The organism is Mesorhizobium sp. f-mel, from assembly GCF_053850215.1.
The window spans coordinates 1-26,518 of record NZ_JBSPTO010000005.1 but is presented as its reverse complement, the minus strand read 5'-3'; the positions used below and the strand labels follow the sequence as shown (position 1 = coordinate 26,518).

The following is a 26,518-nucleotide window of genomic DNA, read 5'->3' as shown; positions in this document are numbered from 1 at the left end:
TCGGCAAGTTTCCTCAGCATGCATATACGAGCTCTTGACGAAACGGAACGGCCCGTTTTATATAACGGAACGTTTCGTAACGATAAGGAGAGAACCAATGACCTCGACCGCCGCCCGCTTCTCGCGCCTCCGCTTTGCGCTGCTGGTGCTTGCCGGCCTCTATCCGCTGATCACCGCCATCCTCTATGTCGTGTTCCCGCTGACCGAACAGTGGGAGATCTGGCAGCGCACGCTGGTCATTGCCCCGCTAATGGTCGCGATCATGATCTGGGGGCTCATTCCCGGCGTGCAGAAGATGTTCCGGAGGTTCCTCAATCCTGCCCAATGACGCAAGCGTGCTGCCGGCAGTTTGGTGTCGTCCGCAACGGTCGGGAAAACGCCCTTGCACCGGCGCCCGCTATCGGGCAAACCGGCGTTCCCCTTGCGATTTTCCCGCCCGAGGTCTTCATGTCAGCCACCATTTCGCCGCTCGCGCCGAAGAAATATCCTGAAATGCCTGACATCGAGGGCGTCCGCATCGCCACCGCCGAGGCCGGGATAAAGTACAAGAACCGCACCGACCTGCTGACCATGGTCTTCGATGCCGGCACCACGGTCGCCGGCGTGTTCACCAAGTCGAAATGCCCGTCGGCGCCGGTCGATTTCTGCCGGCAGAATCTCGGGCAGGGCAAGGCGCGCGTCCTCGTCGTCAATTCCGGCAATGCCAATGCCTTCACCGGCAGCAAGGGCCGAGCCTCCACGGCAATGACCGGCGAGGCTGCAGCCAAGGCTGCGGGCTGCACACCGGACGAGGTGTTTCTGGCCTCGACCGGCGTCATCGGCGAGCCGCTGGATGCCGGCAAGTTCAGCCATCTGCTCGCCGGACTGGTCAAGGACGGCAGGCCGGACCTGTGGACCGAAGCCGCCGAGGCGATCATGACCACGGACACCTATCCGAAACTGGCGACCGCGACGGTAAAACTCGGCGACGCCGACGTCACCATCAACGGTATTGCCAAGGGCGCCGGCATGATCGCGCCCGACATGGCGACGATGCTCTCCTTCATCGCCACCGATGCGCCGATCGCAGCCCCCGTGCTGCAGGATCTTTTGTCACGCGGCACGGCCAAGACCTTCAATGCGGTCACCGTCGACAGCGACACCTCGACCAGCGACACGCTGCTGATGTTCGCCACCGGCACCGCATCCAGGCGCGGCGCGCCTGACATCACCGATGCCGGGGATGCGCGCCTCGGCGCCTTCCGCCGCGCGCTCGGCAAGGTGCTGAAATCGCTGGCGCTGCAAGTGGTGCGCGACGGCGAGGGCGCCCGCAAGCAGGTCGAGGTCACCGTCACCGGCGCGAAATCGGCCCGCTCGGCCAAGCGCATCGCGCTGTCGATCGCCAATTCGCCGCTGGTCAAGACGGCGGTCGCCGGCGAGGATGCCAATTGGGGTCGCGTCGTCATGGCCATCGGCAAGGCCGGCGAACCGGCCGACCGCGACCTTCTGTCGATCTGGTTCGGCGATATCAGGCTGGCGCATGAGGGCGAGCGCGACGCCGCCTACTCCGAAGAAGCGACATCGGCCTACATGAAGCGCGACGAGATCCGTATCCGTGCCGATATCGGCATCGGCCGCGGCAAGGCGACGGTGTGGACTTGCGACCTCACCAAGGAGTATGTCGCCATCAACGGCGATTATCGGAGCTGATGGCGTTGGTTTCCAGACATCCGGCAAGCGTGCTTGCCATCGTGCGCCGCTACGAGGCGGCCGGCTTTCGCGCCTGGCCGGCGGCGGCGGTCCATTATGACGGCACCTGGGTGGTGCGGCTGACCGCGGGTCATCCGGCCAAGCGGCTGAATTCGGTCAATCCGCTCGATCCGGGCGACATCCAGCACATCGCCGAGCGCATCGGCCGCGCCAGCCGCCGCTTCGACGCCTATGGCCGGCCGCTGACCTTCCGCATATCGCCGCTGTCGGGGCCGGTCCTTTCCAAACATCTCAACAGCGAAGGCTGGAGCACATTCGACGAATCGCTGGTCATGCGGCTGCCGCTTGCAGACGCCCAGCTCGATGCCGCCATGGACCAGATTCCGCTGAAGGACATCAGCCGATTCATCGGCGCGTCGCTCAAGGTAAGCGGCTCGGATGTGTCGCTGCGGCCGGGCCTGTCGGAGATCATCGGCGCCATCCAGCCGGAAGCCGGGCTGTTCGCGCTCGAAAAGGGCACCGAACCGCTGGCGACGCTGATCTGCGTCCATGACGGCGACCTTGCCGGACTGTTCGAGATCGCTACCGACAGATCGGTACGCAACCAGGGCCATGGCCGCCACCTCATCCTGTCGGCGCTGAAATGGGCCCGGCTGCGCGGCGCCCGGGAAGCCTGGCTGCAGGTCGAGGCCGACAATGCGCCGGCGCTGGCGCTTTATCGTTCGCTCGGGTTCGACGAAGTCTATCGTTACCATTATCGCCGGCCGCCCGGCGCATGACCGGCCCGAACCCTCTCGGCAAGCGCCTGCTCCTGGTCGCAGCCTGCGCGCTGGTCGATACCGACGGCCGCGTGCTGCTGGCGCAGCGGCCCGAAGGCAAGCAGCTCGCCGGCCTGTGGGAGTTTCCGGGCGGCAAAGTCGAGCCCGGCGAGACGCCGGAAGAATGCCTCATCCGGGAGTTGTACGAGGAGATCGGCATCGAAACCGATATTCCCTGCCTGGCGCCGTTCACCTTCGCCAGCCATTCCTACGATGATTTTCACCTGCTGATGCCGCTGTTCGTCTGCCGTCGCTTCCGCGGCATCGCGCAGCCGAAGGAAGGGCAGGTGCTGAAATGGGTGCGGCCGCGCCAGATGCGGGATTTTCCGATGCCGCCGGCCGACGCGCCGCTGATCCAGTTCCTCATCGATCTTCTGTGATTGTGCCGTCACTGCCCGAGTTAGACAGCGTTAATGGAAGATTTATCTCGCTGTGGAAAATTGAGGCGTGGACATTGAAGGGAAGGCCGTGTTCAGGCCTTCGGAGGGCGGTTGCATGAGCCTCGACAGGGACTGGGATTCGATCCGACCCGACCGCAGCTTCGCTGTCCATGCCGGCATGGGCATTTTGCGGATCACGCTGCTATTCGGCTCGGCCGTGGTGGCGCTGGCCTTGATCGCGACGCCCTTCCTCGACAGCCGGACGCGATTGCAGACCGCCCGCGACCATTTTGCCGGCGGCCTCGATGGAATGAGCACAGGATCGATTGGGAGCCCAGGGTCGGTGGGGAGCACAGGCTCGATTGGAAACACGGGCTCGATTGGAAACACGGGCTCGATCGGCCATCGTGGGACCTACACGCTGCGCAGGAGCGTGCTGCAGCCGCTGCCCAGTTCGGTCTGCGTGATACGCGACAATGGCAAGCGCAGCGGCGACTGCTGAGATGGTTTAGAGCAGCCGTTTCACCGCCTGTTAAGCCTTTGCCATTAACCTTTCTTAACAGGTCGGCGCTAGGGTTTCGGCAAGCGGGATCGACGGCCATGAAAATATTGCTGCAACGATTTTTGGAAGACGAGACCGGCGCGACGGCCATCGAATATGGGCTGATCGTGACCGTGCTGTCGCTTACTATCATAGGCGGCATCGGCCAGGCGGCTGACGCAATGGCGTGGCTGTTCAGCGACAATTCCAGCAGGCTTGTGAACGCTTTCGCGCAGTGATCGCGACCGGCCACCAGCATCCATAAGAGTCCGGTCGACAGAAATCCGGTCAACGCCCGCCGGGATTTTCCAGTATCGTCTTCAGCGATATTTTCGCCGAGCCCGGCTTCAGCGGTTTTTGCTGCGAGGCGTCGGGCGCCCAGCCTGACATCCAGACGATCGGAAAACTCGCCCTGATGCGACCATCGGCATCCGAAAACCGCTCGGCGTAGATTTCGGCGACGCGGGCAAACAGCCTTCGTGTGCCCGGTCGCCTGCTGCGGTCGATGAGCGCGCTGGTCTCGCCCATCGCCCGCAGGTCCGCCATCAGGCCGAACAGGGTATCGTAGCGCACCGTCACCGTCTCGACATCGGCGACGGGCAAGGCCAGGCCGGCGCGTTGCAAAAGCGCGCCGGCGTCGCGCACGTCGGTGAACGGGATAACGCGCGGGCTGGCGCCGCCGTAAAGCTCGGTCTCGGCGGCGAGCAGGCTTTCGCGCAGCTCGGAAAGCGTACCGGCGCCGGCAAAAGCGCCGAGGAACAGACCATCCGGCTTCAGGGCGCGGCGGATCTGCACCAGCATGCCGGGAATGTCGTTCATTGCCTGAAGGGACAAAAGAGACACGGCGAGGTCGAGGCTTTCCGGCTCGAACGGCACGGTCTCCAGCGGCGCCACCAGTCCGGCGGCATCGCCCAGGAACATAGCGTCCGCCTCCACGCGTATGATATCCGTAACCTTGCCGCTTGCCGCGAGCACGTCGACCGCCGCCGGCGTCTGGCAAAACAGCACGGCCGCTCTGTCGAATTTGCGCTCGACGGCGCCCAGCCGTTCGGCAAGCTCCTCGGCCGCCCGCCGCATCAGGAAATCCGCGCCGGCAGTCGGTCGGGCGAGCGCCCGGCGCTTGTGCGCCAGCCAGAGAGAAGTGTCCACTATAGGTTGCAACTGACGGTTCCTGGTTTCCGCTGTCTGATATAGGGTGGCGGGGGAGCAACCACGTGGCCGATCCAATGCCAGATATCAAGAGTATCGCTCGAAAGGCATTGGACTGGCCGGCGCGCATCCTGTTTCCGCCGGTTTGCGCCGGCTGCCGACGGCATGTCTCGCAGCCCGGCGTGCTGTGCGGCGCCTGCTGGCCGAAGCTCAGGCTCCTGGAGCGGCCATGGTGCCCGGTGATGGGCACGCCGTTCATCCATCACATGGGCGAGGGGTTCCTGTCGGCCGAGGCGATCGCCGACCCGCCGCCGTTCGAGCGCGCGCGGGCCGCGGTCGCTTACTCCGGCGTCGCCCGCCAGATGGTGCAAGGGTTGAAATACCAGGATCGCACCGACCTGGCGCCGTGGATGGCGCGCTGGATGCTGCGCGCCGGTGCCGAACTGATCGCGGAAGCCGATGTGGTCGTGCCGGTGCCGCTGCACTGGCGGCGTTTTTTCAGGCGCCAGTTCAACCAGTCGGCGGAACTGGCAAGGGCGGTATCGCAACTTGGCGGCCTGCCTTTTGCGCCCTCCGCGGTCAGGCGCGTCAAACCCACCCGCCAGCAGGTCGGGCTGGAGCGGCGGGAACGCGAGGAGAATGTGCGTGCCGCATTCAGAGTGTCTGAGGAGGCCAAGATCGAGATCGCCGGCCGCCGGGTGCTCTTGATCGACGATGTCTATACCACCGGCGCCACTGTCCGCGCGGTCGCCAAGGCGCTGAAGAAGGGCGGTGCCGGGACCGTCGACGTGCTGACCTTTGCGCGCGTGCTGCCGGGGGACTTTCGGGCCGACGAGTCCGCGACTATATAGATTGAAGAAAGGCAGGATTGCTGACCGATGGTCGACGTGACGATCTATACACGGATGATGTGCGGCTATTGCGTGGCGGCCAAGCGGCTGCTCGAGCGCAAGGGCGTTGCCTACACCGAGCACGACGCCTCCTTCTCGCCGGAACTGCGCCGGGAAATGATTTCCCGCGCGAATGGCCGCTCGACCTTTCCGCAGATATTCATCGGCGATACGCATGTCGGCGGCTGCGACGATCTCCATGAACTGGAGGCAGAGGGCCGGCTGGACAGTCTGCTCGCCAATGGCTCGACGAATTGAGGACATGACGATGGGTGCTTTCAAGGCGGCGGCGATCCAGATGCGTTCGGGCACCAGCCCCGAGCGCAACGCGGTCGATCTGGAGCGGCTGGTGTGCGAGGCGGCGGGTCTGGGCGCGACCTATATCCAGTCACCGGAAATGACCGGTGCGCTGGTCCGCGACAGCCAAGCGCGGGCCGCCTCCTTCACTTCCGAGGACAAGGACATCATCGTCTCGATCTCGCGGAAGCTGGCGAAAGAACTTGGCGTCTTCCTGCATATCGGCTCGACCGCCATCCTGCGCGCCGACGGCAAGCTCGCCAATCGCGCGCTTCTGTTCGGACCGGATGGCGCGACGATTGCCACCTACGACAAGATCCACATGTTCGACGTCGATCTCGACAATGGCGAAAGCTGGCGCGAATCCGCCGCCTACGAGCCGGGCACCCAGGCCGTCGTCACGGAGATCAGCGGCGCCGGGATTGATGGTGCGAGGCTGGGTTTCGCCGTCTGCTACGATCTGCGCTTTCCGCAGCTCTTCCGCGCCGAGGCGCTGGCCGGCGCCGACCTGCTTTCGGTGCCCGCTGCCTTCACCCGCCAGACCGGCGAGGCGCACTGGCATGTGCTGCTGCGGGCGCGCGCCATCGAGAACGGCGCCTATGTCGTTGCCGCGGCGCAAGGCGGACTGCACGAGGACGGCCGCGAGACCTATGGTCATTCGCTGATCGTCGATCCCTGGGGCCGCATCGTCGCCGAAGCGGCACATGACGAACCGGCGGTGATCATCGCTGAGATCGACCCAGCGCAGTCGGCCGCCGCGCGCAAGAAGATCCCAAACCTGAAGAATGCGCGGGATTTTGCCGTAAACGGCGGACAGGCTGAGGCACTGCCACTCAGGGGTGCAGCATCTTGATCCGGTTTTCTCTGATCTGCGAGCACGAGCACGAATTCGAGGGCTGGTTTCGCAGCAACGACGATTTCGACACCCAGAAGAAGCGTGGCTTCGTCGATTGCCCGACCTGCGGCTCGCACAAGGTCGAGAAGGCGTTGATGGCGCCGGCCGTCTCCACCGGTCGCAAGCAGGAGAAGATCGCACTAGCCATGGGCGAGGCCCAGAAGCAGGCGCTGGCGCAATTGAAGGCGATGGCCGAGAAGGTGCGCGAGAACGCCGACTATGTTGGCGACAAGTTTGCCGAGGAAGCGCGCAAGATCCATTTCGGCGAGAGTGATCCGCGCGGCATCTATGGCGAGGCGACGCTGGAGGAGGCGAAGGGTCTGGCCGAGGAAGGCGTCGAATTCATGCCGATTCCAAGGTTCCCCGACGAACGGAACTGAGTGCCCGTGACCACGTCGCGTCGGCGCGGGAAGCCTGAACGGCGACCTTTTTCAATCGTGTGGCAGGACACTCTCAATTGGCTGGCCATGAAGGCGAGCGCCAAGCAAACGATCAGCGGAATGGTGATCGTTTTTAGCAAACACAAAGGCAGTGAAGCTACGGACAAGGTTGCTGCAGCACTTCAACTGATAAGCGATTTCGATCCTGTTCGCTACAGACGCGTGGTCCAGGATATCAAACGGATCTGGATTACGACTGATACCGGTGCCGCCGGCCAGTTCGTCAATTTGACGCCGACTTGTGAGCTCGATGAACGATTTGTTCTGGGCGAGCACACGACGACCGAGCAGATCGCCGGTGCTATCGTGCATGAAGCCACGCATGCGCGCCTCCATCAAGGGGGCATTGGCTACGAGCAGGAATTGCGCGACCGGGTGGAACAGGTCTGTATGGAACGTGAACTGGCCTTCGCAGCGAAACTGCCGAATGGAGAGAGTATTCGCCGATGGGTCGAAGCCAGGCAGGATCGGCCAGTTGACTATTCCAATGCAGCACTCAAAGCCCGGGAGATCGCTGGCGCCCGGGATGCCTTGCTCCATCTCGATGCCCCGGCTTGGCTTGCGGGCATCATCGTCTCTTTCGCGCGATGGCGACATCGGAGGATCTTAGGGCGGCAAGATGGCAAAAGGGCTTCCGATCAGCCGAATTGATTCCTCCTTTTCCGTCGCTGGTCTCTGACTGTGCCCGCTGTTCAGCCCACGCTTCCTATCAATTTTTCAAGCAGCCGGGAGAGCGTGTCCTGCTCCTGGCGCGTCAGGCCGGAAAGGATCTCGTGCTCGTTGGCGACGTGGGCGGTGACCGCCTCATCGACCAATGCGAGACCTTTTCCGGTCAACTGCACGACGATCCCGCGCCGATCGTTGGGGTGCGGACCGCGGAGGATCAAGCCGGCCTTCTCCAGCCGATCGAGCCGGTTGGTCATGGCGCCCGACGACACCATCGTCGCTTCGTAGAGGGCAGTTGGCGTCAGCGCGTAAGGCGATCCGGAACGGCGCAGCGTCGCCAGCACATCGAATTCCCCGGATTGCAGTCCGAAACGGGCAAACAGCGGAGCGAGGCGCTCTCGTGCAATCAGCGACGAGGCTTCGTTCAACCGTCCAAGCACGGCCATCGGAGAAACATCCAGATCCGGCCGTTCTTTTTTCCACTGCTCGATGGCTTTCGCGGCTCGATCCATCTATCTCACCGTTAAATATCTTGACGTTAAGAATCTTTTCATTATCTTATCTCAAGACACAGTGCTGGCCAAGAGCTGCAAAGACAATAAGGTGCAAGGTTCGTTATGAAATTTCTCTGGGATTCAGCGCCCGGCCTTTTGGTCGTCACCGGCGGCCTGCTCGGCCTGACGCTGCCGTTCGGCAAGATCGCCACGGCGGCCGGCGTTTCGGCCATGGTCTGGGCCCTCGTTATCTCGCTCGGCGCCGGCGGTGTGCTTTTGTGCGCCCTGCTTCTGCGCGGGCAACGCATCCGGCTCACCCCGCACAGGCTGCGCTACTTCGTCGTCACCGCGGCGATGTCCTATGCATTCCCCAATCTCTTGATGTTTTCGGCCATTCCGCATCTCGGCGCCGGCTATACCGGTATCATGTTCACACTGTCGCCAGTAGTTACCCTGGTGTTTTCGATCCTGCTCGGCGTTCGGCGCCCCAATCTGCTTGGTGTCGTCGGCATTGCCGTCGGCTTCCTCGGTGCGGTGATGGTGGCGGGGACGCGCGGCGAGGCCGGCCAGCCGGCCGAATTTTTCTGGGTGGCGGTGGGGCTGCTCATCCCGGTCAGCCTTGCCGCCGGCAACATCTACCGCACGGTCGACTGGCCGGAAGGGACCGGACCGATCGAGCTTGCCGTCGGCAGCCATCTGGCATCGGCTGCGCTGCTTCTTTGCGGTATCTTCACGCTGCAGGGCGGCGGTTCGCTCGCCCTGGTCGGCGGCGTGCCAATGGTGGTCGTCGGGCAGGTCGCGTCTGCCGCGGCGATGTTCGTCTTCTTCTTCCGGCTGCAGGCGGTCGGCGGCCCGGTCTATCTCAGCCAGATCGGCTATGTCGCGGCTGCGGTCGGATTGTTTGCCGGCACTATGTTTCTCGGCGAGCACTATCGATTGCTGACCTGGGCGGGTGCTGCCATCATCATCGCCGGCGTGTTCATCACCACCAAAGCGCAAAGCCAGATCACCACAAAGGCGCAAAGCCAGACGGGTGAGAAGGTGGCGGCGTGAGAAGGTTCAGACGTTTCGTGAGAAAGTTCAGGCGGGTGCCTTCTCCGCCAGCACCATGTAGTTGACGTCCATATCCTTCGACCGCTGCCAGCGGTCGGCGAGCGGATTGTAGGTGACGCCGGTGCGGTCGATGATGGTCAGGCCAGCGCCGGTTAGCGCCTTTTCCAGCTCGTCTGGCCGCACCAGCTTGCCGAACTGGTGGGTGCCGCGCGGCAACCAGCGCAGCACATATTCGGCGCCGATAATGGCCAGGCCCAGGGCCTTCAGTGTGCGGTTGATGGTGGCGACGAACATGATGCCGCCGGGCTTAAGCATGTCGCCGCATTTGGCCACGAACAAGTCGATGTCGGCAACATGCTCGACCACTTCCATGTTGAGGATGACGTCGAATTTCTCGCCGGCGTCAGCCAGATCCTCCGCCGTCGTGGCACGGTAATCCACCGTCACGCCGACCTCCGCCGCATGCAGCTTGGCCACTTCGATGTTGGTGGCCGATGCGTCGGCGCCGACCACTTCGGCGCCTAGCCGCGCCATCGGCTCGCACAACAGCCCGCCGCCGCAGCCGATGTCGAGGAAGCGCAGGCCCTCGAACGGCCGCGCCGCACGCGGGTCGCGGCCGAAGCGCGCCGCCACCTGGTCGCGTATATAGGCAAGCCGGATCGGATTGAACTTGTGCAGCGGGCGGAATTTGCCGTTCGGATTCCACCATTCGGCGGCAAGGGCGGAAAAGCGCTCCACTTCTCCGGCATCGATCGTCGATCGTCGGGGTTCTGGCATCGTGTGGTCTCCTCGAACGTTAGGAAGTCGGTCGAGAGCCAGCGAATGTCAAGGCAGCAAATTTCGACTGTTGCCCGTTGCGCCTATGCGACAGGTATGCGGGTACGCGCGTTGCGCTCGTGTGTCGCCTTCGTCGCCCAGGGCAAGCGGCGGCACGCCTTGCGAAACCCGTAGCATTTGGCTAAGGAGGCCGCGAATTCGGCGACCGGCCCAGGCGGGCGCTCCCTTTCCGTTATTCGGCCGCCGGTCCGGCACCCAGTCAAAGGCATTTCGCTTCCATGGCGCGCATCGTGATGAAATTCGGCGGAACCTCCGTCGCCGACATCGCCCGCATCCGCAATGTGGCGCGCCATGTCAAACGCGAGGTCGATGCCGGCCATGAGGTTGCGGTGGTCGTCTCGGCGATGGCCGGCAAGACCAACGAGCTCGTGCAGTGGACGCGCGAAGCCTCGCCCATGCACGATGCGCGCGAATATGACGTCGTCGTCGCCTCCGGCGAGCAGGTGACCGCCGGCCTGCTGGCGATCGCGCTGCAGAACATGGGCGTCCATGCCCGCTCCTGGCAAGGCTGGCAGATCCCGATCAAGACCGACAATGCGCATGGCGCGGCGCGCATTCTCGACATCGACGGCGCGTTCCTGATCAAGCGCTTCGGCGAGGGCCAGGTGGCGGTGGTCGCCGGCTTCCAGGGCATCGGGCCGGACAATCGCATCGCCACGCTCGGCCGCGGCGGTTCCGACACCAGTGCTGTCGCCATCGCGGCGGCGGTCAAGGCCGACCGCTGCGACATCTACACCGATGTCGATGGGGTCTACACCACAGACCCGCGCATCGAGCCGAAAGCGCGGCGGCTGGCCAAGATTTCCTTCGAGGAAATGCTTGAAATGGCCTCTCTCGGCGCCAAGGTCCTGCAGGTACGCTCGGTCGAGCTTGCCATGGTGCACAGGGTGCGTACTTTCGTGCGGTCGTCCTTCGACGATCCCGACGCGCCCGGAATGGGGGATTTGCTCAATCCGCCCGGAACGTTTATTTGCGACGAGGAAGAGATCGTGGAACAGCAGGTCGTCACCGGAATTGCCTATGCCAAGGACGAAGCGCAGATTTCATTGCGCCGTGTCGGCGACCGGCCGGGCGTCGCCGCCGGCATTTTCGGGCCGCTGGCCGAGGCCAACATCAATGTCGACATGATCGTCCAGAACATTTCCGAGGACGGCAAGTTCACCGACATGACCTTCACCGTGCCGTCCGGCGATGTCGACAAGGCGCTTGCCGTGCTCGAGCGGCTGAAAACCACGATCGGCTACGACGTCGTGCAGTCGGAAGCCGGCATGTCGAAGGTCTCGGTCATCGGCATCGGCATGAGGAGCCATGCGGGCGTCGCCGCCACCGCTTTCAAGGCGCTGGCCGACAAGGCGATCAACATCCGAGCGATCACCACCTCCGAGATCAAGATTTCGATCCTGATCGACGGTCCCTACACCGAACTAGCGGTTCGTACTTTGCATTCCGTCTACGGTCTGGATAAGCAGTAGCAGACTGCATCGGCCCGAGAATCGGAGTCGATTTCGGAAAGCACGATGCAGCAGATCGAAAGTCTTAGAGCGTCCTTTGACGTCCAATTGGACGCATGGCGCTCTAATTGAGTTGTTGCGTGAGCGCCGGCCGCGGGAGAAACTGTGGCGGGCAAAATGTCCATTGGAGAACAAGCCGCGATGCGTGATACGGCCAGTGGCCCGCGCGTTTTGCTGAAACGGCTCCGCGAGCTCATGCAGGAGCCGCTGGAGCCGCAGGAGCGGCTCGACCGCATCGTGCGCGATATTGCCGCCAATATGGTCGCCGAAGTGTGCTCGCTCTATGTGCTGCGCGCCGATTCGGTGCTCGAACTCTATGCCACCGAGGGTCTGAACCCGAACGCCGTCCATTTGGCGCAGCTCAGGCTGGGGGAAGGCCTCGTCGGCACGATCGCGGCCTCAGCACGGCCGCTCAATCTCTCCAATGCGCAGGAACATCCAGCCTTCGCCTATCTGCCGGAGACGGGGGAAGAGATCTACAATTCCTTCCTCGGCGTGCCGGTGCTCAGGGCAGGGCGCACGCTCGGTGTGCTGGTCGTCCAGAACAAGACCATGCGCCACTATCGCGACGACGAGGTCGAGGCGCTGGAAACGACGGCGATGGTGATCGCCGAGATGATCGCCACCGGCGACCTTGCCCGGCTGACCCGGCCCGGGCTCGAACTCGACCTGCGCCGCCCGGTGAGCTTTACCGGCCTGTCCTTCAACGAAGGCGTCGGGCTCGGTCATGTCGTGCTGCACGAGCCGCGCATCGTCGTCACCAATCTGTTCAACGAGGACAGCGATGAGGAGATCAAGCGGCTCGACGCATCCCTCGGCTCGCTCAGGCTCTCCATCGACGACATGCTGGAACGCCGCGAAGTCGCCTTCGAGGGTGAACACCGCCAGGTGCTCGAAGCCTATCGCATGTTCGCCAACGACAGCGGCTGGGTGCGCCGGCTGGAAGAGGCGATCCGCAACGGCCTGACGGCGGAAGCAGCGGTGGAAAAAGTGCAGAGCGACATGCGTGCCCGCATGCTTCACATGACCGATCCGTATCTGCGCGAGCGAATGAGCGATTTCGACGATCTCGCCAATCGGTTGCTACGCCAGTTGATGGGGCGGGGGCCGGACGATGTCGCGGCCTCGCTGCCGAAGGACGCCATCATCGTCGCCCGCTCGATGGGGGCTGCCGAACTGCTCGATTATCCCAGAGACAAGCTGCGCGGGCTGGTGCTCGAGGACGGCGCGGCGACCAGCCACGTCGTTATCGTGGCGCGGGCCATGGGCATACCGGCCGCGGGCCAGATGAGGGGCGCCGTTTCCATGGCGGAAAACGGCGACGCCATCATTGTCGACGGCGAAGAAGGCGCGATCCATCTGCGTCCTCAGCCCGACCTCGAAGCCGCCTATGCCGAAAAGGTCCGCTTCCGGGCGCGGCGGCAGGAGGTCTATCGCGAACTGCGTAAGAAGCCGTCGGTGACCAAGGACGGCGTCCAGGTCGACCTTTTGATGAATGCGGGCCTGGCCGTCGATCTGCCGCAGCTTGCCGAGGCGGGCGCCGCCGGCATCGGCCTGTTCCGCACCGAGCTGCAATTCATGGTCGCCTCGACCTTTCCGCGTGCGGAAGCCCAGGAACGGCTCTACCGCGACGTGCTCGACGCGGCGCGCGGCAAGCCGGTGACCTTCCGCACCATCGATATCGGCGGCGACAAGGTGCTGCCCTACTTCAAGGACACGATTCAGGAAGAGAACCCGGCGCTCGGCTGGCGCGCCATCCGCCTGACGCTGGACCGGCCGGGCCTGTTGCGCACCCAGATCCGCGCGCTTCTAAAGGCCTGCGGTGGGCGTGAACTGAAGCTGATGCTGCCTATGGTGACGGAGCTCGGCGAGATCGCACAGGCGCGCGAAATCATCGATCGCGAGGTGCGGCATCTGTCGCGTTTTGCCCATCATCTGCCGACCAGCCTGAAGCTCGGGGCCATGCTGGAAGTGCCGTCGCTGCTGTTCCAGCTCGACGAGCTGATGAAGGCCGTCGATTTCGTCTCGGTCGGCTCGAACGATCTGTTCCAGTTCGTTATGGCGGTCGATCGCGGCAACACGCAGCTCTCCGACCGTTTCGATCCGCTGTCGACGCCGTTCCTGCGCGTTCTGAAGCAGATTGCCGACGCCGGGGTGCGCAATCACACCCCGGTGACCTTGTGCGGCGAGCTGGCGGGCAAGCCGATCTCGGCGATGGCGCTGATCGGCCTTGGCTACCGGTCGATTTCGATGTCGCCGGCTTCGATCGGTCCGGTCAAGGCGATGCTGACGGAACTGCCGCTGGCCGAGCTGGAGACGTTCTTCGACGACAATCTCATGGCGCCGGCCCACGGGTTGCCGATGCGGGCGCTGCTGCAAGCCTTTGCCGACGACCGCTCCATTCCGTTGTAGACCTTCGCCATGATCAACCTGCCCCGCGACCGCATGGATCAAGTCGTCAAGCGTTTCGACATGCTCGAAGCGCAGATGTCGGCCGGGCCGGCGGCGGACGCCTATGTCAGGATGGCGTCGGAATATGCCGACATGCAGGAGATGGTGGCAAAGATCAGGGAGCTGCGAACCGCCGAGCATGAACAGGCCGACCTGCAGGCGATGCTCGCCGACAAAAGCACCGATGCCGACATGCGGGCATTGGCCGAGGCCGATCTGCCCGAGGTCAGGGAACGCATCGAGGTGCTGCAGAAGGACATCCAGATCCTGCTTCTGCCCAAGGATGCCGCAGACGACAAGAACGCCATCCTCGAAATCCGCGCCGGCACCGGCGGCGACGAGGCGGCTCTCTTTGCTGGCGACCTGTTCCGCATGTACGAACGCTATGCTGCCGCACGCGGCTGGCGTTTCGAGACGGTGTCGGCCAGCGAGGGCGAGGTCGGCGGCTACAAGGAAATCATCGCCACCATTTCGGGCAAGGGGGTCTTCGCCCATCTGAAATTCGAGTCCGGTGTGCATCGTGTGCAGCGCGTGCCGGCGACCGAGGCCGGCGGGCGTATCCATACCTCGGCGGCGACGGTTGCGGTGCTGCCCGAAGCGGAAGAGGTCGACATCGACATCAGGGCCGAAGACATCCGCATCGACACGATGCGCGCCTCGGGTTCGGGTGGCCAGCACGTCAACACCACCGATTCGGCGGTGCGCATCACCCATCTGCCGACCGGCATCATGGTGGTGCAGGCGGAGAAGTCGCAGCACCAGAACCGGGCGAAAGCCATGCAGATCCTGCGCGCCAGGCTTTACGACCTCGAGCGCAGCAAGGCTGACGAGGAACGCTCCGAATCGCGCAAATCGCAGGTCGGTTCGGGCGATCGCTCGGAGCGTATCCGCACCTATAATTTCCCGCAGGGCCGCGTCACCGACCATCGCATCAATTTGACGCTCTATAAGCTCGACCGGGTGGTGATGGGCGAACTCGACGAGATCATCGACGCGCTGATTGCCGACCACCAGTCGAAGCTGCTCGCCGACATCGGCCTCGATGGCTGACAGTCTGCCCGGTACGTTAGGGCCACTGCTGAAAGCGGCGCGGGCACGCCTTGCTGCGGCCGCAGTCGCCGATCCGACGCTGGATGCAAGGCTGATCGTCGAACACATTTCCGGCACGACCCGCACACAAGCCATCGCCGATCCCGAATGCAGGGTCGATGCCGGCGCGATCGCCGCGATCGATTCAGCCCTGAGGCGGCGGATCGCCGGCGAGCCGGTGCATCGCATCCTGGGTTATCGCGAATTCTACGGCTTGCGCCTGTCGCTGTCACCGGAAACGCTTGAGCCGCGACCGGACACCGAAACGCTGGTCGAAGCGGTGCTGCCCTTCGTGAAGGCGACAGCGGAACGGCAAGGCCAATGCCGCATCCTCGATATCGGCAGCGGCACCGGCGCCATCGCGCTGGCGCTGCTCAGCGCCGTTCCGGCGGCGGTCGCTACCGGTGTCGATATTTCGCAAGGCGCGCTGGCGACCGCCATGCGCAATGCCAGGGAATTGGGGTTAGCCGACCGGTTCCAGGTGCTCAAATCCGACTGGTTCGAAAAAGTTTTTGGCCGATACCATGTAATTGCCGCTAACCCTCCCTATATAGCATCCGTAGACATTGAAAATCTGCAGGACGAAGTCCGCGATTTCGATCCACGCCAAGCCCTCGACGGCGGCGTGGATGGTCTGAGTCCCTACAGGATCATCGCCGCCGAGGCGGCAGGTTTTTTGGAAGCCGAGGGCAGGATTGCGGTCGAGATCGGCTACACCCAACGCAAAGAGGTCACGGGCATATTCTCCGCAGCCGGCTATGTGCCGACGGGGGTATTCCGAGACTTTGGCGGAAACGAGAGGGTTCTGATCTTTGAACTGACAAAGCCGTGATGCAGTGCGAAAAAAGCGCTTGGCAATGCCGGGGAATGCGGCTAGGGTCGCCTTAACCGGATGAGACGAAGCAGGCAGTGCTCTTAGCGATTCGGTTTCCTTGGAAATAGCTGCCTTCTTGCGCAAACGACGCCCAAGCTTCGTGCGGGAATCGTCCGACAAGTGATGTAACCGGAACAGGATGACACGTGGCGCCAACGCAATCGATGCGGGCGAACGCCGGTGAAGAGACGAAACGGCTGGCTGCATGAGCGCCTCCGTTCGTGAAAAAGTTTTCGAAAATTCAAAATTGAAGAGAGTCGAATGAGGCCACAACAGCAGAACAGGCGCATGCGCGGTCGCAATAACAATGGCGGCGGCAATAACAACAACAATAACCGCAAGGGCCCAAATCCCCTGACGCGCAACTACGAGAGCAACGGTCCGGATGTGAAGATCCGCGGATCGGCTCAGCAGATCGCCGAAAAATACGCGACCCTTGCCCGTGACGCGCAAAGCTCCGGCGACCGGGTGATGGCGGAAAACTATCTCCAGCACGCCGAGCACTACAATCGCATCATCGCTGCCGCGCAGGCGCAGTTACCGATCCAGAGCGCTCAGCAGAACCGCGACGATTTCGACGATGACGGCGACGAAGATCGCGATGAGTTCGACAATGCCGGCAACAGCAATGTCGGTGAGACTGCGGCTCCGGTGGTCAACCACGCTGGCGGCCCGCAGCCGGTCATCGACGGCACGCCAGCCGAGTTGGCGTTCAACCAGGAAAACGGCCGCGACAATCGCGATACCGGAGGGCGCGATACCGGAGGGCGCGATAATAGTGGGCGCGACAATAGTGGGCGCGACAATGGCGGCCGCCATCGCGACCGTCGCCCCAATGGCGGCTACGGCCAGAACGGCCAGCGCGGCGAATTTGGTGCGCGCGGCGAGCAGGGCGGACAACGCGACGATCAGAACCGGCGCGGCGATCAGAGCCGGCGCAACGAGACACCGGTACAGAACGAGACGCCCATACAGGCGGAAACTGTGTCTGCGGTCGAGCCGGTTTCTGTGGCCGAACCCGCGCCGCAGTTCGAAAGCTTTTCGCCGGCGGCTCTGGCTGCCCAGGCCGAGATGAACGAAGCAGCCGCCGAAAGCGGCGCTGCCCGCCGCCCCAGGCGTCCGCGCCGTCCGCGCGTCAACGCTGATCAGGTGGATGGCGGTAACGACAATGCTGGCGCCGATAACGTGAATGCAGCGCCGGCGGAAGACGCCGGTGGCGAGCCTGCCATCATCGACGTCAACAACTGATCGAGCAAGGCCTTCAGACATTCTTGGACGGCGGAGAGAAATCTCCGCCGTTTTTGTTTTGCGCACCCGGGCAATATTATGCATTCACCATTATTGGGACGTCTTGAGGGTCCGTGGCCTGCGCCCCATATCTCGCGTGAACAGGACCCGGCTCGAACGGGCGGGTCCGTCACCGCAATCTGATCCGGTGCCGCAAAGCGGGCCGGTGACGGAAGGAGACAGAAATGAACCTTGAAAAATATTCCGAGCGCGTGCGCGGCTTCATCCAGTCCGCGCAGACCTTGGCGCTCTCGCGCAACCACCAGCAATTCACTCCCGAACATGTATTGAAAGTGCTCGTCGACGACGACGAGGGCTTGGCCGCGTCGTTGATCGAGCGCGCCGGCGGCAGCGTCCGCGACGTCAAGCTTGGCGTCGAGACGGCACTTGAGGCAATGCCCAAGGTGGAAGGCGGCAACGGCCAGCTCTATCTGGCGCAGCCGCTGGCCAAGGTGTTCTCGACCGCCGAGGAACTGGCCAAGAAGGCCGGCGACAGTTTCGTTACGGTCGAGAGGCTGCTGACGGCGCTGGCGGTCGAGAAATCCGCCAAGACTGCCGACATCCTCACCAAGGCCGGCGTGACGCCACAGGCGCTGAACCAGGTGATCAACGACGTCCGCAAGGGTCGCACCGCCGATTCGGCGAGCGCCGAGCAGGGCTATGATGCGCTGAAGAAGTACGCGCGCGACCTGACCGCCGACGGCCGCGCCGGCAAGCTCGACCCGGTCATCGGCCGCGACGACGAGATCCGCCGCACCATCCAGGTGCTGTCGCGCCGCACCAAGAACAATCCGGTGCTGATCGGTGAACCCGGCGTCGGCAAGACGGCGATCGCCGAAGGGCTGGCGTTGCGCATCGTCAACGGCGACGTGCCGGAATCGCTCAAGGACAAGCAGTTGATGGCGCTCGACATGGGGTCGCTGATCGCCGGTGCCAAATATCGCGGCGAATTCGAAGAGCGGCTGAAGGCGGTCCTTTCGGAAGTTACCGCTGCCGCTGGCGGCATCATCCTGTTCATCGATGAGATGCACACGCTGGTCGGCGCCGGCAAGGCGGATGGCGCCATGGATGCGTCGAACCTGTTGAAGCCGGCGCTGGCACGCGGCGAACTCCACTGTGTGGGCGCGACGACGCTCGACGAATACCGGAAGCATGTCGAGAAGGACGCCGCCCTTGCCCGCCGCTTCCAGCCGGTCTTCGTCAATGAACCGACCGTCGAAGACACCGTCTCCATTCTGCGCGGCCTGAAGGAAAAATACGAGCAGCACCACAAGGTGCGCATCTCGGATTCGGCGCTGGTCGCTGCGGCGTCGCTGTCCAACCGCTATATCGCCGACCGGTTCCTGCCGGACAAGGCCATCGACCTTGTCGACGAGGCCGCGTCGCGGCTCCGGATGCAGGTCGATTCGAAGCCCGAAGCGCTAGACGAGATCGACCGCCGCATCATGCAGCTCAAGATCGAGCGTGAGGCGCTGAAGGTCGAGAAGGACGACGCGTCAAAGGACCGGCTCGCCCGCCTCGAAAAGGATCTTTCCGCTCTGGAAGAAGAATCGACCGAACTGACCTCGAAGTGGCAGGCCGAGAAGCAGAAGCTCGGGCTCGCGGCCGATCTGAAGAAACAGCTCGACGAGGCGCGAAACGAGCTCGCCATTGCCCAGCGCAAGGGTGAATTCCAGCGCGCCGGCGAGCTTGCCTATGGCAAGATTCCGGAACTCGAAAAAAAGCTGACGCAGGCCGAGGCGCAAGACGGCAAGGTCGGCATGGTCGAAGAGGTGGTCACCCCCGATCACGTCGCCCATATCGTGTCGCGCTGGACCGGCATTCCGGTCGACAAGATGCTGCAAGGCGAGCGTGATAAGCTGCTGCGCATGGAAGACGAGATCGGCAAGCGCGTCGTCGGCCAGGGCGAGGCGGTGCAGGCCGTGTCGAAAGCCGTTCGCCGTGCCCGCGCCGGCCTGCAGGATCCGAACCGGCCGATCGGCTCGTTCATGTTCCTCGGACCGACGGGCGTTGGCAAGACCGAGCTGACCAAGGCGCTCGCCAGCTTCCTGTTCGACGACGAGAGCGCCATGGTGCGCATCGATATGTCGGAATTCATGGAGAAACACTCGGTCGCCCGGCTGATCGGCGCGCCTCCCGGCTATGTCGGCTATGAGGAAGGCGGGGCACTGACAGAAGCGGTGCGGCGCCGGCCCTACCAGGTTGTGCTGTTCGACGAGATCGAGAAGGCGCATCCGGACGTGTTCAACGTGCTGCTGCAGGTGCTCGACGACGGCCGCCTGACCGACGGGCAGGGCCGCACGGTCGATTTCCGGAACACGCTGATTATCATGACGTCGAACCTCGGCGCCGAATATCTGGTCAATCTCAACGAGAACCAGGACGTCGATGCCGTACGTGACGAGGTGATGGGCGTGGTGCGGGTATCGTTCCGGCCGGAGTTCCTTAACCGCGTCGATGAAGTGATCCTGTTCCACCGGCTGCGCCGGCAGGATATGGGCCGCATCGTCGAGATCCAACTCAAGCGACTGGAAAACCTGCTCGTCGATCGCAAGATCACGCTCTCGCTGGACCAGGAGGCGATCGACTGGCTGGCGGCCAAGGGCTACGATCCGGCCTATGGCGCGCGGCCGCTGAAGCGGGTGATGCAAAAGGAACTGCAGGACCCGCTGGCGGAGAAGATACTGCTCGGCGACATCCTCGACAGTTCGACCGTCAAGGTCACCACAGGTTCCGACCGGTTGAACTTCCGCTCGAAGCCGACGGTCGTGGCGACCGAGGCGGCGGCCTGATTCGAGGCCGCCACATAATTAAACACTCAACGGCGGGGCGCAGATGACGCTGGATGACTACAACAGCTTCTGCGCCTCGCTGCCGTCGACGAGCCATGTCGTCCAGTGGGGCGGCGCCCATGTCTGGAAGGTCGGAGCCAAGGTGTTTGCGATAGGCGGTTGGAGTGAGGGCAAGGAGCCGTTCGTCACCTTCAAATGCTCCGACATCGCTTATGACGTCTTGAAGGAACAGCCGGGCCTTCGGCCCGCGCCCTATCTTGCGTCACGCGGCATGAAATGGATCCAGCGCCAGACAAGCCAAAGCATGGATGATGAGGCGCTGAAGGACTATCTGCGCGAAAGCCATCGCCTTGTCGTACTCAAGCTGACCAAGCAGGCGCGCAAGGAATTGGGACTCGCCGCCAGCTAGCTATGTTGCTCTCATCGCCAGAAATCCGCCATCTTCATGCCCGGTTCATGTTGGAACCTTATGGTCGGCAACTGATTTGCTGGCGAAGGGGTTCGCCTGCCGCATAGGCCCGAACATCGAATTCGATTTTCGGAAAGCTTGGTGCGAAGATTTTAACTATTAGAGCGTCCTTGCGCGTCCGAAGGGACGCGCGGCGCTCTAAAGAGACAACGCCGGGCGGCGGCAATTACGGACCGGAGAATTTGGCCAACATGTTCCGCACGATCTTCACCCTTTCGGCGCTCGCCGCCGGGCTGCTTTCTTCGAGCGCGATGGCCGCACCGACGGAGGACATCGCGCCGCGATCTGCCCGTGCGGCCAATGCCGGTGGTGTGCTGGTCGCCCAGAACGGCGATTTCGACGTCTATTACGACGCCAGGGGGAACCGCGTCATCGTCGATGCGGAAACCGGCCAGGTCCTCGCCATCCAGCCGCCGCAGACCAGGTTCGACCGCCGCGCGCTCCGCCGCGAGCGCCTGCGCAATCTCGGACCGGTCGAGGACGACCGTTATTATCTCGACGACCCGGAAGACACGGCGCGCTTGCGCCGCAGGCAATTGGAAGAGGAAGGCCTGATCGTCGTACCGCCGGTCGATGAATACGATCCCTACAGCGACAATTATGTGGAAGCTTTTCCCGAAGCGCCGCTGGATGACGGCAGCTATGGCAACGATTATCCGGAAGCGCCGCAGCCGATAAAGCCGCGCACCGTCAAGCGTCAGCCGCTCGACGAGGCTTCGATCGAACCGGCCGAGCCGACGGCCCCGGGCGACCAGGCGGCATTGCCGCCAAAGATCGGCGGCAAGACTGTCGCCGATCCGTCGCTTTCACTCGGTGCACGACAGGATGTTGCTGCGTTGCAAGTGCTGCTCGACCGCGCCGGCGCTTCGCCCGGCGTCGTCGACGGGCGCTTCGGCTCGAATGTCGACAAGGCGCTCGCCGCCTACAACGAGATCACCGGCAGCAATTTGCGGTCGACCGATGTGGTCGGCATCCAGGCAGCCCTTGAGCAGTCCGGCGGCGATGCCTTCGCCTCCTACAGCATCACGCCCGAGGATGCGGCCGGCCCCTATGTCGCCTCGGTGCCGGAAGACTACGGCCAGAAGGCGCAGCTCGACCGGCTGAGTTACACCTCCGTCACCGAAGCGCTGGCCGAGCGGTTCCATATGGACGAGAACTATCTGAAGGCGCTCAATCCGGAAGCCAATTTCAATCGTCCAGGCACGATCATCAAGGTCGCCAATTTCGGCAGGCTGGTGGCGGAGCCGGTGGCGCGCATCATCGCCGACAAGGGCAAGAAGCAGGTCCGCGCCTATGGCGCGTCGGGCAAGCTAATCGCGGCCTATCCAGCCACCATCGGCTCGGCGGACACGCCGTCGCCCACCGGCACTCATGCGGTGTCGCGGGTCGCGTTAGATCCGAACTACACCTACAATCCGAACATCAATTTCAAGCAGGGCGAAAACAACAAGATCCTGACCATCCCGCCGGGTCCGAACGGCCCCGTCGGCTCGGTCTGGATTGCACTGGACAAGCCGACCTACGGCATTCACGGCACGCCTGACCCCTCCAAGATCGGCAAAACCGAAAGCCATGGCTGCGTGCGGCTGACCAATTGGGACGCGCGCGAACTGGCAAAAATCGTCTCGCCGGGCGTCACGGTGGAATTCATCGACTGACCGCCTTATCGCAAATCACTGCACACCCCCGGGTCGGCTCGGGGGGCAGGCTTTTTGGCGACGTGCATTATCAGCCGATGATTTTCGCAAGTGAAGGAGCCGCGGTCCAACGGCATCGAAACGCCGATCCTGTTCTGGTTTCAACGACAGCAGTCCTCTGGCCGGTTGTTGCCAGCGCATAGGAGGGCTAAGCAGGCTTCATGCGCTCTCCAAGCGAAGTCGGCGCCGAAGCCGTCCCCCTGATCAGGCCGCTGCCGGCCGATACGTTTTGCCCGCAATCGCGGCGCAGCTTCGTGCTGATCGCGGCGATCCTGGCTTCGGCGCTCGGCTTCATCGACGGTTCGATCCTGGCCATCGCCACACCGGCGATCCGCGTCGATCTTGGCGCAAGTTTCGCCGAGGCGCAGTGGATTTCAAACTCCTATGCGCTGACGCTTTCGGCACTCATCCTTGTCGGCGGCGCCGCGGGCGACCGTTTTGGCCTGCGGCATGCTTTTGTGGCAGGCATCGCGCTGTTCATTGCGGCCTCGCTTGCCTGCGCGGTGGCGCCGAACCCGCCGGTGCTCATTGCGTTTCGCGCCATTCAGGGCATCGGTGCTGCCATCATGGTGCCGGGCAGCCTCGCCATTATCGCCAAGGCCTATCCGAAGAAGGAGCGCGGCAGGGCGATCGGCATCTGGGCGGCGGCCTCGGCGCTGACGACGGCGCTTGGCCCGGTGCTGGGCGGCGTTGTCTTGTCGGCCTTCGGCGACGGCATCTGGCGGGCGATCTTCGCGATCAATCTGCCGCTTGGTCTTGTCTCGATCTACCTCCTGCTCGCCAAGGTCCCGGCCGACGCACCGACGGAAAAGCGCAGCCTCGATCTCGGCGGCGCTGCCCTCGCGACCTTGGCGTTCGGAGCGCTTGCCTACGGCTTGACCTCGATGAGCGCGGAGGGCGAGGGGCAAATGTCCGGCCAGAGCATCGCCGCCGGCGCGCTGCTGCTCATCATGTTCATTGTCTTCGAGCGCCGGCAGCGCGAACCGATGATCGATCTCTCGCTGTTTCGGGTCGGCGCCTTCGCCGGCGCCAATGTGGCGACCTTCTTCCTCTATTTCGCACTGTCGGCCAACCTGTTCTATCTGCCGATGCTGCTCATCGCCGGATGGGGGCTGAGCGCGGCTGAGGTCGGCTTCATCTTCCTGCCGCTGTCGGTCTTGATCGCGCTGTTGTCGGGGCCGGTCGGCCAGTGGTCCGACCGGATCGGCCCGCGTTTTCCGATCGCCAGCGGCAGTCTGGTCGTCGCTGTCGCCTTTGCCGGGCTTGCCTTGCTGGCCTATGCCGGCCTCCACAGTTTCTGGTGGGGAGTGTTTCCGCTGATGGCGCTGATGGGGCTCGGCATGGCGCTGGTCGTGTCGCCGCTGTCGACGGCGGTGATGACGGCAGTCGAGGACAAGGATACGGGTGCTGCTTCGGGAATCAACAATGCCGTCTCGCGCATTGGCGGCCTGATCGCAGTGGCGGCGATGGGGTCACTGGCGGCCTGGGTCTATGCGGCAGTGCTGAATAGCGGTGCCGCATCCGGCATTCCGGGTTTCGGCGAACCGGCGCCGGCGGGCCTGGCACCGGATCTCGATGCAGTAAGGCTTGCCGCCAGCGATGCAGCTTTCGCAGCCGTCGCCTTGGCGACCGCGCTGCTTTGCCTGCTCTCGGCGATCGTGGCGTGGACGACCGTCTCCGGCGAACGACTGCCATGGTCGCGTGTATCTGAGACTCCGCAGAGTTGAGGAGCCCGGAAGGCTTCAAGGTCAGCTCAGCCTTCGATCTTGGCGCTCGCGACCTTCAGCGAATCACTGTCTTCCTGATTGAGCAGATCATCGATGCGCCCGCGCTCGCGCTTGAAGGCGACGAGGTCGTCGCCCTTCAGCACCTTGCCGACCGGCAGGCGAACGCGCATCGGATCGACCTTGGTGCCGTTGACGATCAGCTCGTAGTGGAGATGCGGACCGGTGGCGAGGCCGGTCTGGCCGAGAAAGCCGATGGTCTGGCCTTGGCGGACGCGCACGCCCGGCGCGATGCCTTTGGCAAATGCGCTCTGGTGATTGTAGGAGGTCTCGTAGCCATTGGCGTGGCGGATGATGATCTGTTTGCCATAGCCGCCGGCCCAGCCGGCCTTCTCGACGACACCGTTGCCGGCAGCGATGATCGGCGTGCCGATGGCGGCTGACCAATCGACGCCGGTATGCATGCGCACATAGCCGAGGATCGGATGCCTGCGGGCACCGAAGCCGGAGCGGAATTTTCCTGCGGGCAGGGGATTGCGCAGCAGGAATTGCTGGGCGCTGCGGCCGTCCTCGTCGAAATAGTCGGTACTGCCGTCCTGCATCTGAAACCGATAGAAATTGCGCGTCGTGCCGCCGAACGTCGCCGAGACATAGAGCAGCTCGGATTCGTCGGATGCCTGGTCGTCGCCATCCGGCTGCGAGAACAGCACCTCGATGCGGTCCGACGGATTGAGCCGCGACTGGAAATCGACACCGGACGCCAGGAGCTTGATCAGCCGCTTGGTCATCGCCTTGGACATGCCGTAGGAATAGGCGGCGCGGTAGATGCCGTCATAGACGTTCGGCAGATTGCCGCGCACGACAACCGGCGGCGAATCATCGAACGCGGTCAGCAATTCGGGATTGGGCTCCGGCTCCTGCGCCGGCACATATTGGCCGTGATCATCGAGCGCGATGGTAACGATATGCTGGGCCCTGTCGTAGATGCCGGTGCGAACGACCTTGGCGGCGTCGCCATGGACCTCGAGGCCGACGCGCAGCACGGTTCCCGCCTTGAGCGCTGTCGCATTCAGCAATTTGGCGATCGCCTCGGCCATGCCGGTGGCGTCCTCGCCCGTATAGCCCGAATCGGCAAATGCCTCGACAATGTTGCGGTCCCTGGTGAAGGGGATGATCTCCTCGGCGAAGGCTGGCGCCTGATCATCGGGGGCAGCACGCGGCGACACCGAGACGTTTTCCGGGACGATCCTGACGTCGTAGGAGCCGGCCATGCTCTCGGCGAATGCATCGCCGAATCGCTGCGGGTCGACATAATGCAGCGACGCGACCTGCACGGCGCCGTCGCTCAGGCCCGTGCCGGCCTGGCGCACCACCTTTTCCACCTCGTCGGCGGACAAGTCACTCTTTTCGTCGAAGGCCGCCTTCTCGATCGGGAAATCGACCGTCTTCAGGCTCATCTCGCTTTCGACCTTGGCGCCATAGATCTGGCCGGCGGCGGCGGTCGCCGGCTGACCGGCATTGCCGTCGCGGTCGTCCCCAAACACCTGCATCGGGTTGAAAGGCGGATAGGCTCGGCTGGTCGTGTGCCCGGCGGCAAGCGCCATCTTGATCTGCACGAAAGGCATGGTGTGGATGACATCGCGGTCGCCGACCTTGGTCACCATCGACACTTCCATGCGCCGGCGGTCCTTGGCCTTGGCGATCTGGCGCGGCGCCACCAGCCTGGTGGTCTTGGCGATCTCGCCGGAATCGTCGCCTCTTGCAAGGCTGATCAGCTCCGCGATCTCGGGCGGTGTTGCCAATTGCTGACGGCCGTCGAGGGCTGCGAACAGCGCCACGCCCATCAGCACGCTCGACGTCACGCCAGTCAGAAAAGTGCCCGACAGCCAGCGCGCCGAAACCTCGCGCCGGTCGGGCGGGCCACTGCGACCGTCCGCAATCAGCGGCGGCTCGTTGCCGAGTTCGGCTATGACATTTTCCGTATCTGGCATCCAGAAAGGCTGCTTCTTCCCCGGGCGGGACGGCTTGTCGCTTTTGTTGTGGCCATGACATTTGCCTGTCACGGCGGGCGAAGTCAACGAAGCGCCTGGCTTCGGCCGAGATCCCCAGTCATACTTCTCTCTTAGTGGCTCTCTTACAGTCGCTTATAAGGGCGCCGCGCCGGTGGTGCATGCGCCAGCTTCGTTGGGCCTTGGTGTCAAACCGCAATGCGGCGGCAATAGGGCTCCTTGGTGGTGGTCGGCTTTGTTATCCCCATGCCGCAGCGGAAGTCGGCTAGCGAAAATCGGCACCGCAATCTTTCGTCGCAAAAAATTCAAAAAAGACCGAAATCGTTGTTGACACTTTGGACGCCTGCCGACTATATACGCCTCACCAACGAGGGCGGCGCGCCGCTGGCGACGAAGAAGTTCGCTTCTAGATCTGCCCTCTGCGAAATTCAAGAGAGCCGCGTGAGCGACACTCGAACGGCCCCGA

General features: G+C 63.5%; 26 protein-coding genes. 22 read left to right on the top strand and 4 right to left on the bottom strand.

Features of this window, described 5'->3' with window-relative positions; genetic code table 11:
• The first annotated feature begins 97 nt into the window (after nucleotides 1-97).
• The 6 genes from ACWUKX_RS09265 to ACWUKX_RS09240 all read left to right on the top strand — a co-directional run bounded on the left by ACWUKX_RS09265 (nucleotide 98) and on the right by ACWUKX_RS09240 (nucleotide 3,667).
• On the top strand, nucleotides 98-328 hold the full coding sequence (locus ACWUKX_RS09265) for a hypothetical protein (protein ID WP_456005990.1): 231 nt from the start codon (nucleotides 98-100) through the stop codon (nucleotides 326-328).
• 119 nt (nucleotides 329-447) lie between these two features.
• Nucleotides 448-1,689 carry a bifunctional glutamate N-acetyltransferase/amino-acid acetyltransferase ArgJ gene (gene argJ / locus ACWUKX_RS09260; protein WP_456005988.1) on the top strand — a complete coding sequence of 414 codons (1,242 nt, stop codon included), beginning with the start codon at nucleotides 448-450 and terminating at the stop codon, nucleotides 1,687-1,689.
• On the top strand, nucleotides 1,689-2,468 hold the full coding sequence (locus tag ACWUKX_RS09255) for a GNAT family N-acetyltransferase (RefSeq protein WP_203546890.1): 780 nt from the start codon (nucleotides 1,689-1,691) through the stop codon (nucleotides 2,466-2,468). The genes argJ and ACWUKX_RS09255 overlap by 1 nt, the downstream gene beginning before the upstream one ends.
• The gene (locus ACWUKX_RS09250; RefSeq protein WP_456005986.1) at nucleotides 2,465-2,887 is read left to right on the top strand and encodes a (deoxy)nucleoside triphosphate pyrophosphohydrolase; all 423 of its coding nucleotides are present in this window, start codon (nucleotides 2,465-2,467) and stop codon (nucleotides 2,885-2,887) included. Before ACWUKX_RS09255 ends, ACWUKX_RS09250 begins: the two co-directional genes overlap by 4 nt.
• Nucleotides 2,888-3,002: 115 nt before the next feature.
• On the top strand, nucleotides 3,003-3,389 hold the full coding sequence (locus ACWUKX_RS09245) for a hypothetical protein (protein ID WP_456005984.1): 387 nt from the start codon (nucleotides 3,003-3,005) through the stop codon (nucleotides 3,387-3,389).
• Nucleotides 3,390-3,487: 98 nt separating this feature from the next.
• Entirely contained in the window at nucleotides 3,488-3,667 is a 180-nt protein-coding gene (locus tag ACWUKX_RS09240) for a Flp family type IVb pilin (RefSeq protein ID WP_029348558.1), read from the top strand.
• Between the two features lie 49 nt (nucleotides 3,668-3,716).
• Here ACWUKX_RS09240 and ACWUKX_RS09235 read toward each other — a convergent pair whose 3' ends face one another.
• Nucleotides 3,717-4,589 carry a methyltransferase domain-containing protein gene (locus ACWUKX_RS09235; protein WP_456005981.1) on the bottom strand — a complete coding sequence of 291 codons (873 nt, stop codon included), beginning with the start codon at nucleotides 4,587-4,589 and terminating at the stop codon, nucleotides 3,717-3,719.
• Between the two features lie 53 nt (nucleotides 4,590-4,642).
• Here ACWUKX_RS09235 and ACWUKX_RS09230 point away from each other — a divergent pair, with 53 nt between their 5' ends.
• Genes ACWUKX_RS09230 through ACWUKX_RS09210 form a run of 5 tightly spaced genes read left to right on the top strand, consistent with a single transcriptional unit; the run spans nucleotide 4,643 to nucleotide 7,750 of the window.
• Nucleotides 4,643-5,428, top strand: a complete 786-nt coding sequence (locus tag ACWUKX_RS09230) for a ComF family protein (protein WP_456005979.1) — start codon at nucleotides 4,643-4,645, stop codon at nucleotides 5,426-5,428.
• Nucleotides 5,429-5,455: 27 nt separating this feature from the next.
• Nucleotides 5,456-5,725: a glutaredoxin 3 gene (gene grxC / locus ACWUKX_RS09225; protein ID WP_065008462.1), complete on the top strand. Its 270-nt coding sequence runs from the start codon at nucleotides 5,456-5,458 to the stop codon at nucleotides 5,723-5,725.
• Nucleotides 5,726-5,735: 10 nt separating this feature from the next.
• Nucleotides 5,736-6,617: a carbon-nitrogen hydrolase family protein gene (locus tag ACWUKX_RS09220; RefSeq protein WP_456005977.1), complete on the top strand. Its 882-nt coding sequence runs from the start codon at nucleotides 5,736-5,738 to the stop codon at nucleotides 6,615-6,617.
• Nucleotides 6,614-7,039 (top strand): DUF1178 family protein, encoded by a 426-nt coding sequence (locus ACWUKX_RS09215; RefSeq protein WP_456005975.1) that lies wholly within the window; start codon nucleotides 6,614-6,616, stop codon nucleotides 7,037-7,039. Before ACWUKX_RS09220 ends, ACWUKX_RS09215 begins: the two co-directional genes overlap by 4 nt.
• A 6-nt stretch (nucleotides 7,040-7,045) precedes the next feature.
• A complete protein-coding gene (locus tag ACWUKX_RS09210; protein WP_456005973.1) occupies nucleotides 7,046-7,750 on the top strand; it encodes a hypothetical protein in 705 nt (234 codons plus the stop codon).
• Nucleotides 7,751-7,791: 41 nt separating this feature from the next.
• Here ACWUKX_RS09210 and ACWUKX_RS09205 read toward each other — a convergent pair whose 3' ends face one another.
• The gene (locus tag ACWUKX_RS09205) at nucleotides 7,792-8,277 is read right to left on the bottom strand and encodes a MarR family winged helix-turn-helix transcriptional regulator (RefSeq protein WP_456005971.1); all 486 of its coding nucleotides are present in this window, start codon (nucleotides 8,275-8,277) and stop codon (nucleotides 7,792-7,794) included.
• A 105-nt stretch (nucleotides 8,278-8,382) separates the two neighbouring features.
• Here ACWUKX_RS09205 and ACWUKX_RS09200 point away from each other — a divergent pair, with 105 nt between their 5' ends.
• Entirely contained in the window at nucleotides 8,383-9,312 is a 930-nt protein-coding gene (locus ACWUKX_RS09200) for a DMT family transporter (protein WP_456005969.1), read from the top strand.
• Nucleotides 9,313-9,339: 27 nt separating this feature from the next.
• On the opposite strand, the gene ubiG is transcribed toward ACWUKX_RS09200, so the two are convergent.
• Entirely contained in the window at nucleotides 9,340-10,089 is a 750-nt protein-coding gene (ubiG, locus tag ACWUKX_RS09195; protein ID WP_029348550.1) for a bifunctional 2-polyprenyl-6-hydroxyphenol methylase/3-demethylubiquinol 3-O-methyltransferase UbiG, read from the bottom strand.
• A gap of 278 nt (nucleotides 10,090-10,367) precedes the next feature.
• Here ubiG and ACWUKX_RS09190 point away from each other — a divergent pair, with 278 nt between their 5' ends.
• The 9 genes from ACWUKX_RS09190 (at nucleotide 10,368) to ACWUKX_RS09150 (ending at nucleotide 24,046) form a co-directional block, all read left to right on the top strand.
• Nucleotides 10,368-11,621 carry an aspartate kinase gene (locus ACWUKX_RS09190; protein ID WP_456005966.1) on the top strand — a complete coding sequence of 418 codons (1,254 nt, stop codon included), beginning with the start codon at nucleotides 10,368-10,370 and terminating at the stop codon, nucleotides 11,619-11,621.
• A gap of 180 nt (nucleotides 11,622-11,801) precedes the next feature.
• On the top strand, nucleotides 11,802-14,072 hold the full coding sequence (gene ptsP / locus ACWUKX_RS09185) for a phosphoenolpyruvate--protein phosphotransferase (protein WP_456005964.1): 2,271 nt from the start codon (nucleotides 11,802-11,804) through the stop codon (nucleotides 14,070-14,072).
• A 9-nt stretch (nucleotides 14,073-14,081) separates the two neighbouring features.
• Entirely contained in the window at nucleotides 14,082-15,161 is a 1,080-nt protein-coding gene (gene prfA, locus ACWUKX_RS09180; protein WP_456005962.1) for a peptide chain release factor 1, read from the top strand.
• Nucleotides 15,154-16,032, top strand: coding sequence for a peptide chain release factor N(5)-glutamine methyltransferase (prmC, locus tag ACWUKX_RS09175; protein ID WP_456005960.1), 879 nt, complete (start codon nucleotides 15,154-15,156; stop codon nucleotides 16,030-16,032). Before prfA ends, prmC begins: the two co-directional genes overlap by 8 nt.
• Nucleotides 16,033-16,335: 303 nt before the next feature.
• Entirely contained in the window at nucleotides 16,336-17,322 is a 987-nt protein-coding gene (locus tag ACWUKX_RS09170; RefSeq protein ID WP_456005958.1) for a DUF4167 domain-containing protein, read from the top strand.
• Between the two features lie 224 nt (nucleotides 17,323-17,546).
• Nucleotides 17,547-20,153 (top strand): ATP-dependent chaperone ClpB, encoded by a 2,607-nt coding sequence (clpB, locus tag ACWUKX_RS09165; RefSeq protein WP_456005956.1) that lies wholly within the window; start codon nucleotides 17,547-17,549, stop codon nucleotides 20,151-20,153.
• Nucleotides 20,154-20,196: 43 nt separating this feature from the next.
• A complete protein-coding gene (locus ACWUKX_RS09160) occupies nucleotides 20,197-20,562 on the top strand; it encodes an MmcQ/YjbR family DNA-binding protein (RefSeq protein ID WP_456005953.1) in 366 nt (121 codons plus the stop codon).
• Nucleotides 20,563-20,813: 251 nt separating this feature from the next.
• A complete protein-coding gene (locus tag ACWUKX_RS09155) occupies nucleotides 20,814-22,280 on the top strand; it encodes a L,D-transpeptidase family protein (RefSeq protein ID WP_456005951.1) in 1,467 nt (488 codons plus the stop codon).
• A 200-nt stretch (nucleotides 22,281-22,480) separates the two neighbouring features.
• The gene (locus ACWUKX_RS09150) at nucleotides 22,481-24,046 is read left to right on the top strand and encodes an MFS transporter (RefSeq protein WP_456005948.1); all 1,566 of its coding nucleotides are present in this window, start codon (nucleotides 22,481-22,483) and stop codon (nucleotides 24,044-24,046) included.
• A gap of 26 nt (nucleotides 24,047-24,072) precedes the next feature.
• On the opposite strand, the gene ACWUKX_RS09145 is transcribed toward ACWUKX_RS09150, so the two are convergent.
• Nucleotides 24,073-26,034: a M23 family metallopeptidase gene (locus ACWUKX_RS09145; protein ID WP_456005945.1), complete on the bottom strand. Its 1,962-nt coding sequence runs from the start codon at nucleotides 26,032-26,034 to the stop codon at nucleotides 24,073-24,075.
• A gap of 240 nt (nucleotides 26,035-26,274) precedes the next feature.
• Between ACWUKX_RS09145 and ACWUKX_RS09140 the strand changes: the two genes are divergently transcribed.
• Nucleotides 26,275-26,518 (top strand): hypothetical protein (locus ACWUKX_RS09140; protein ID WP_456005942.1); only part of this gene is annotated, 244 nt, incomplete at its 3' end.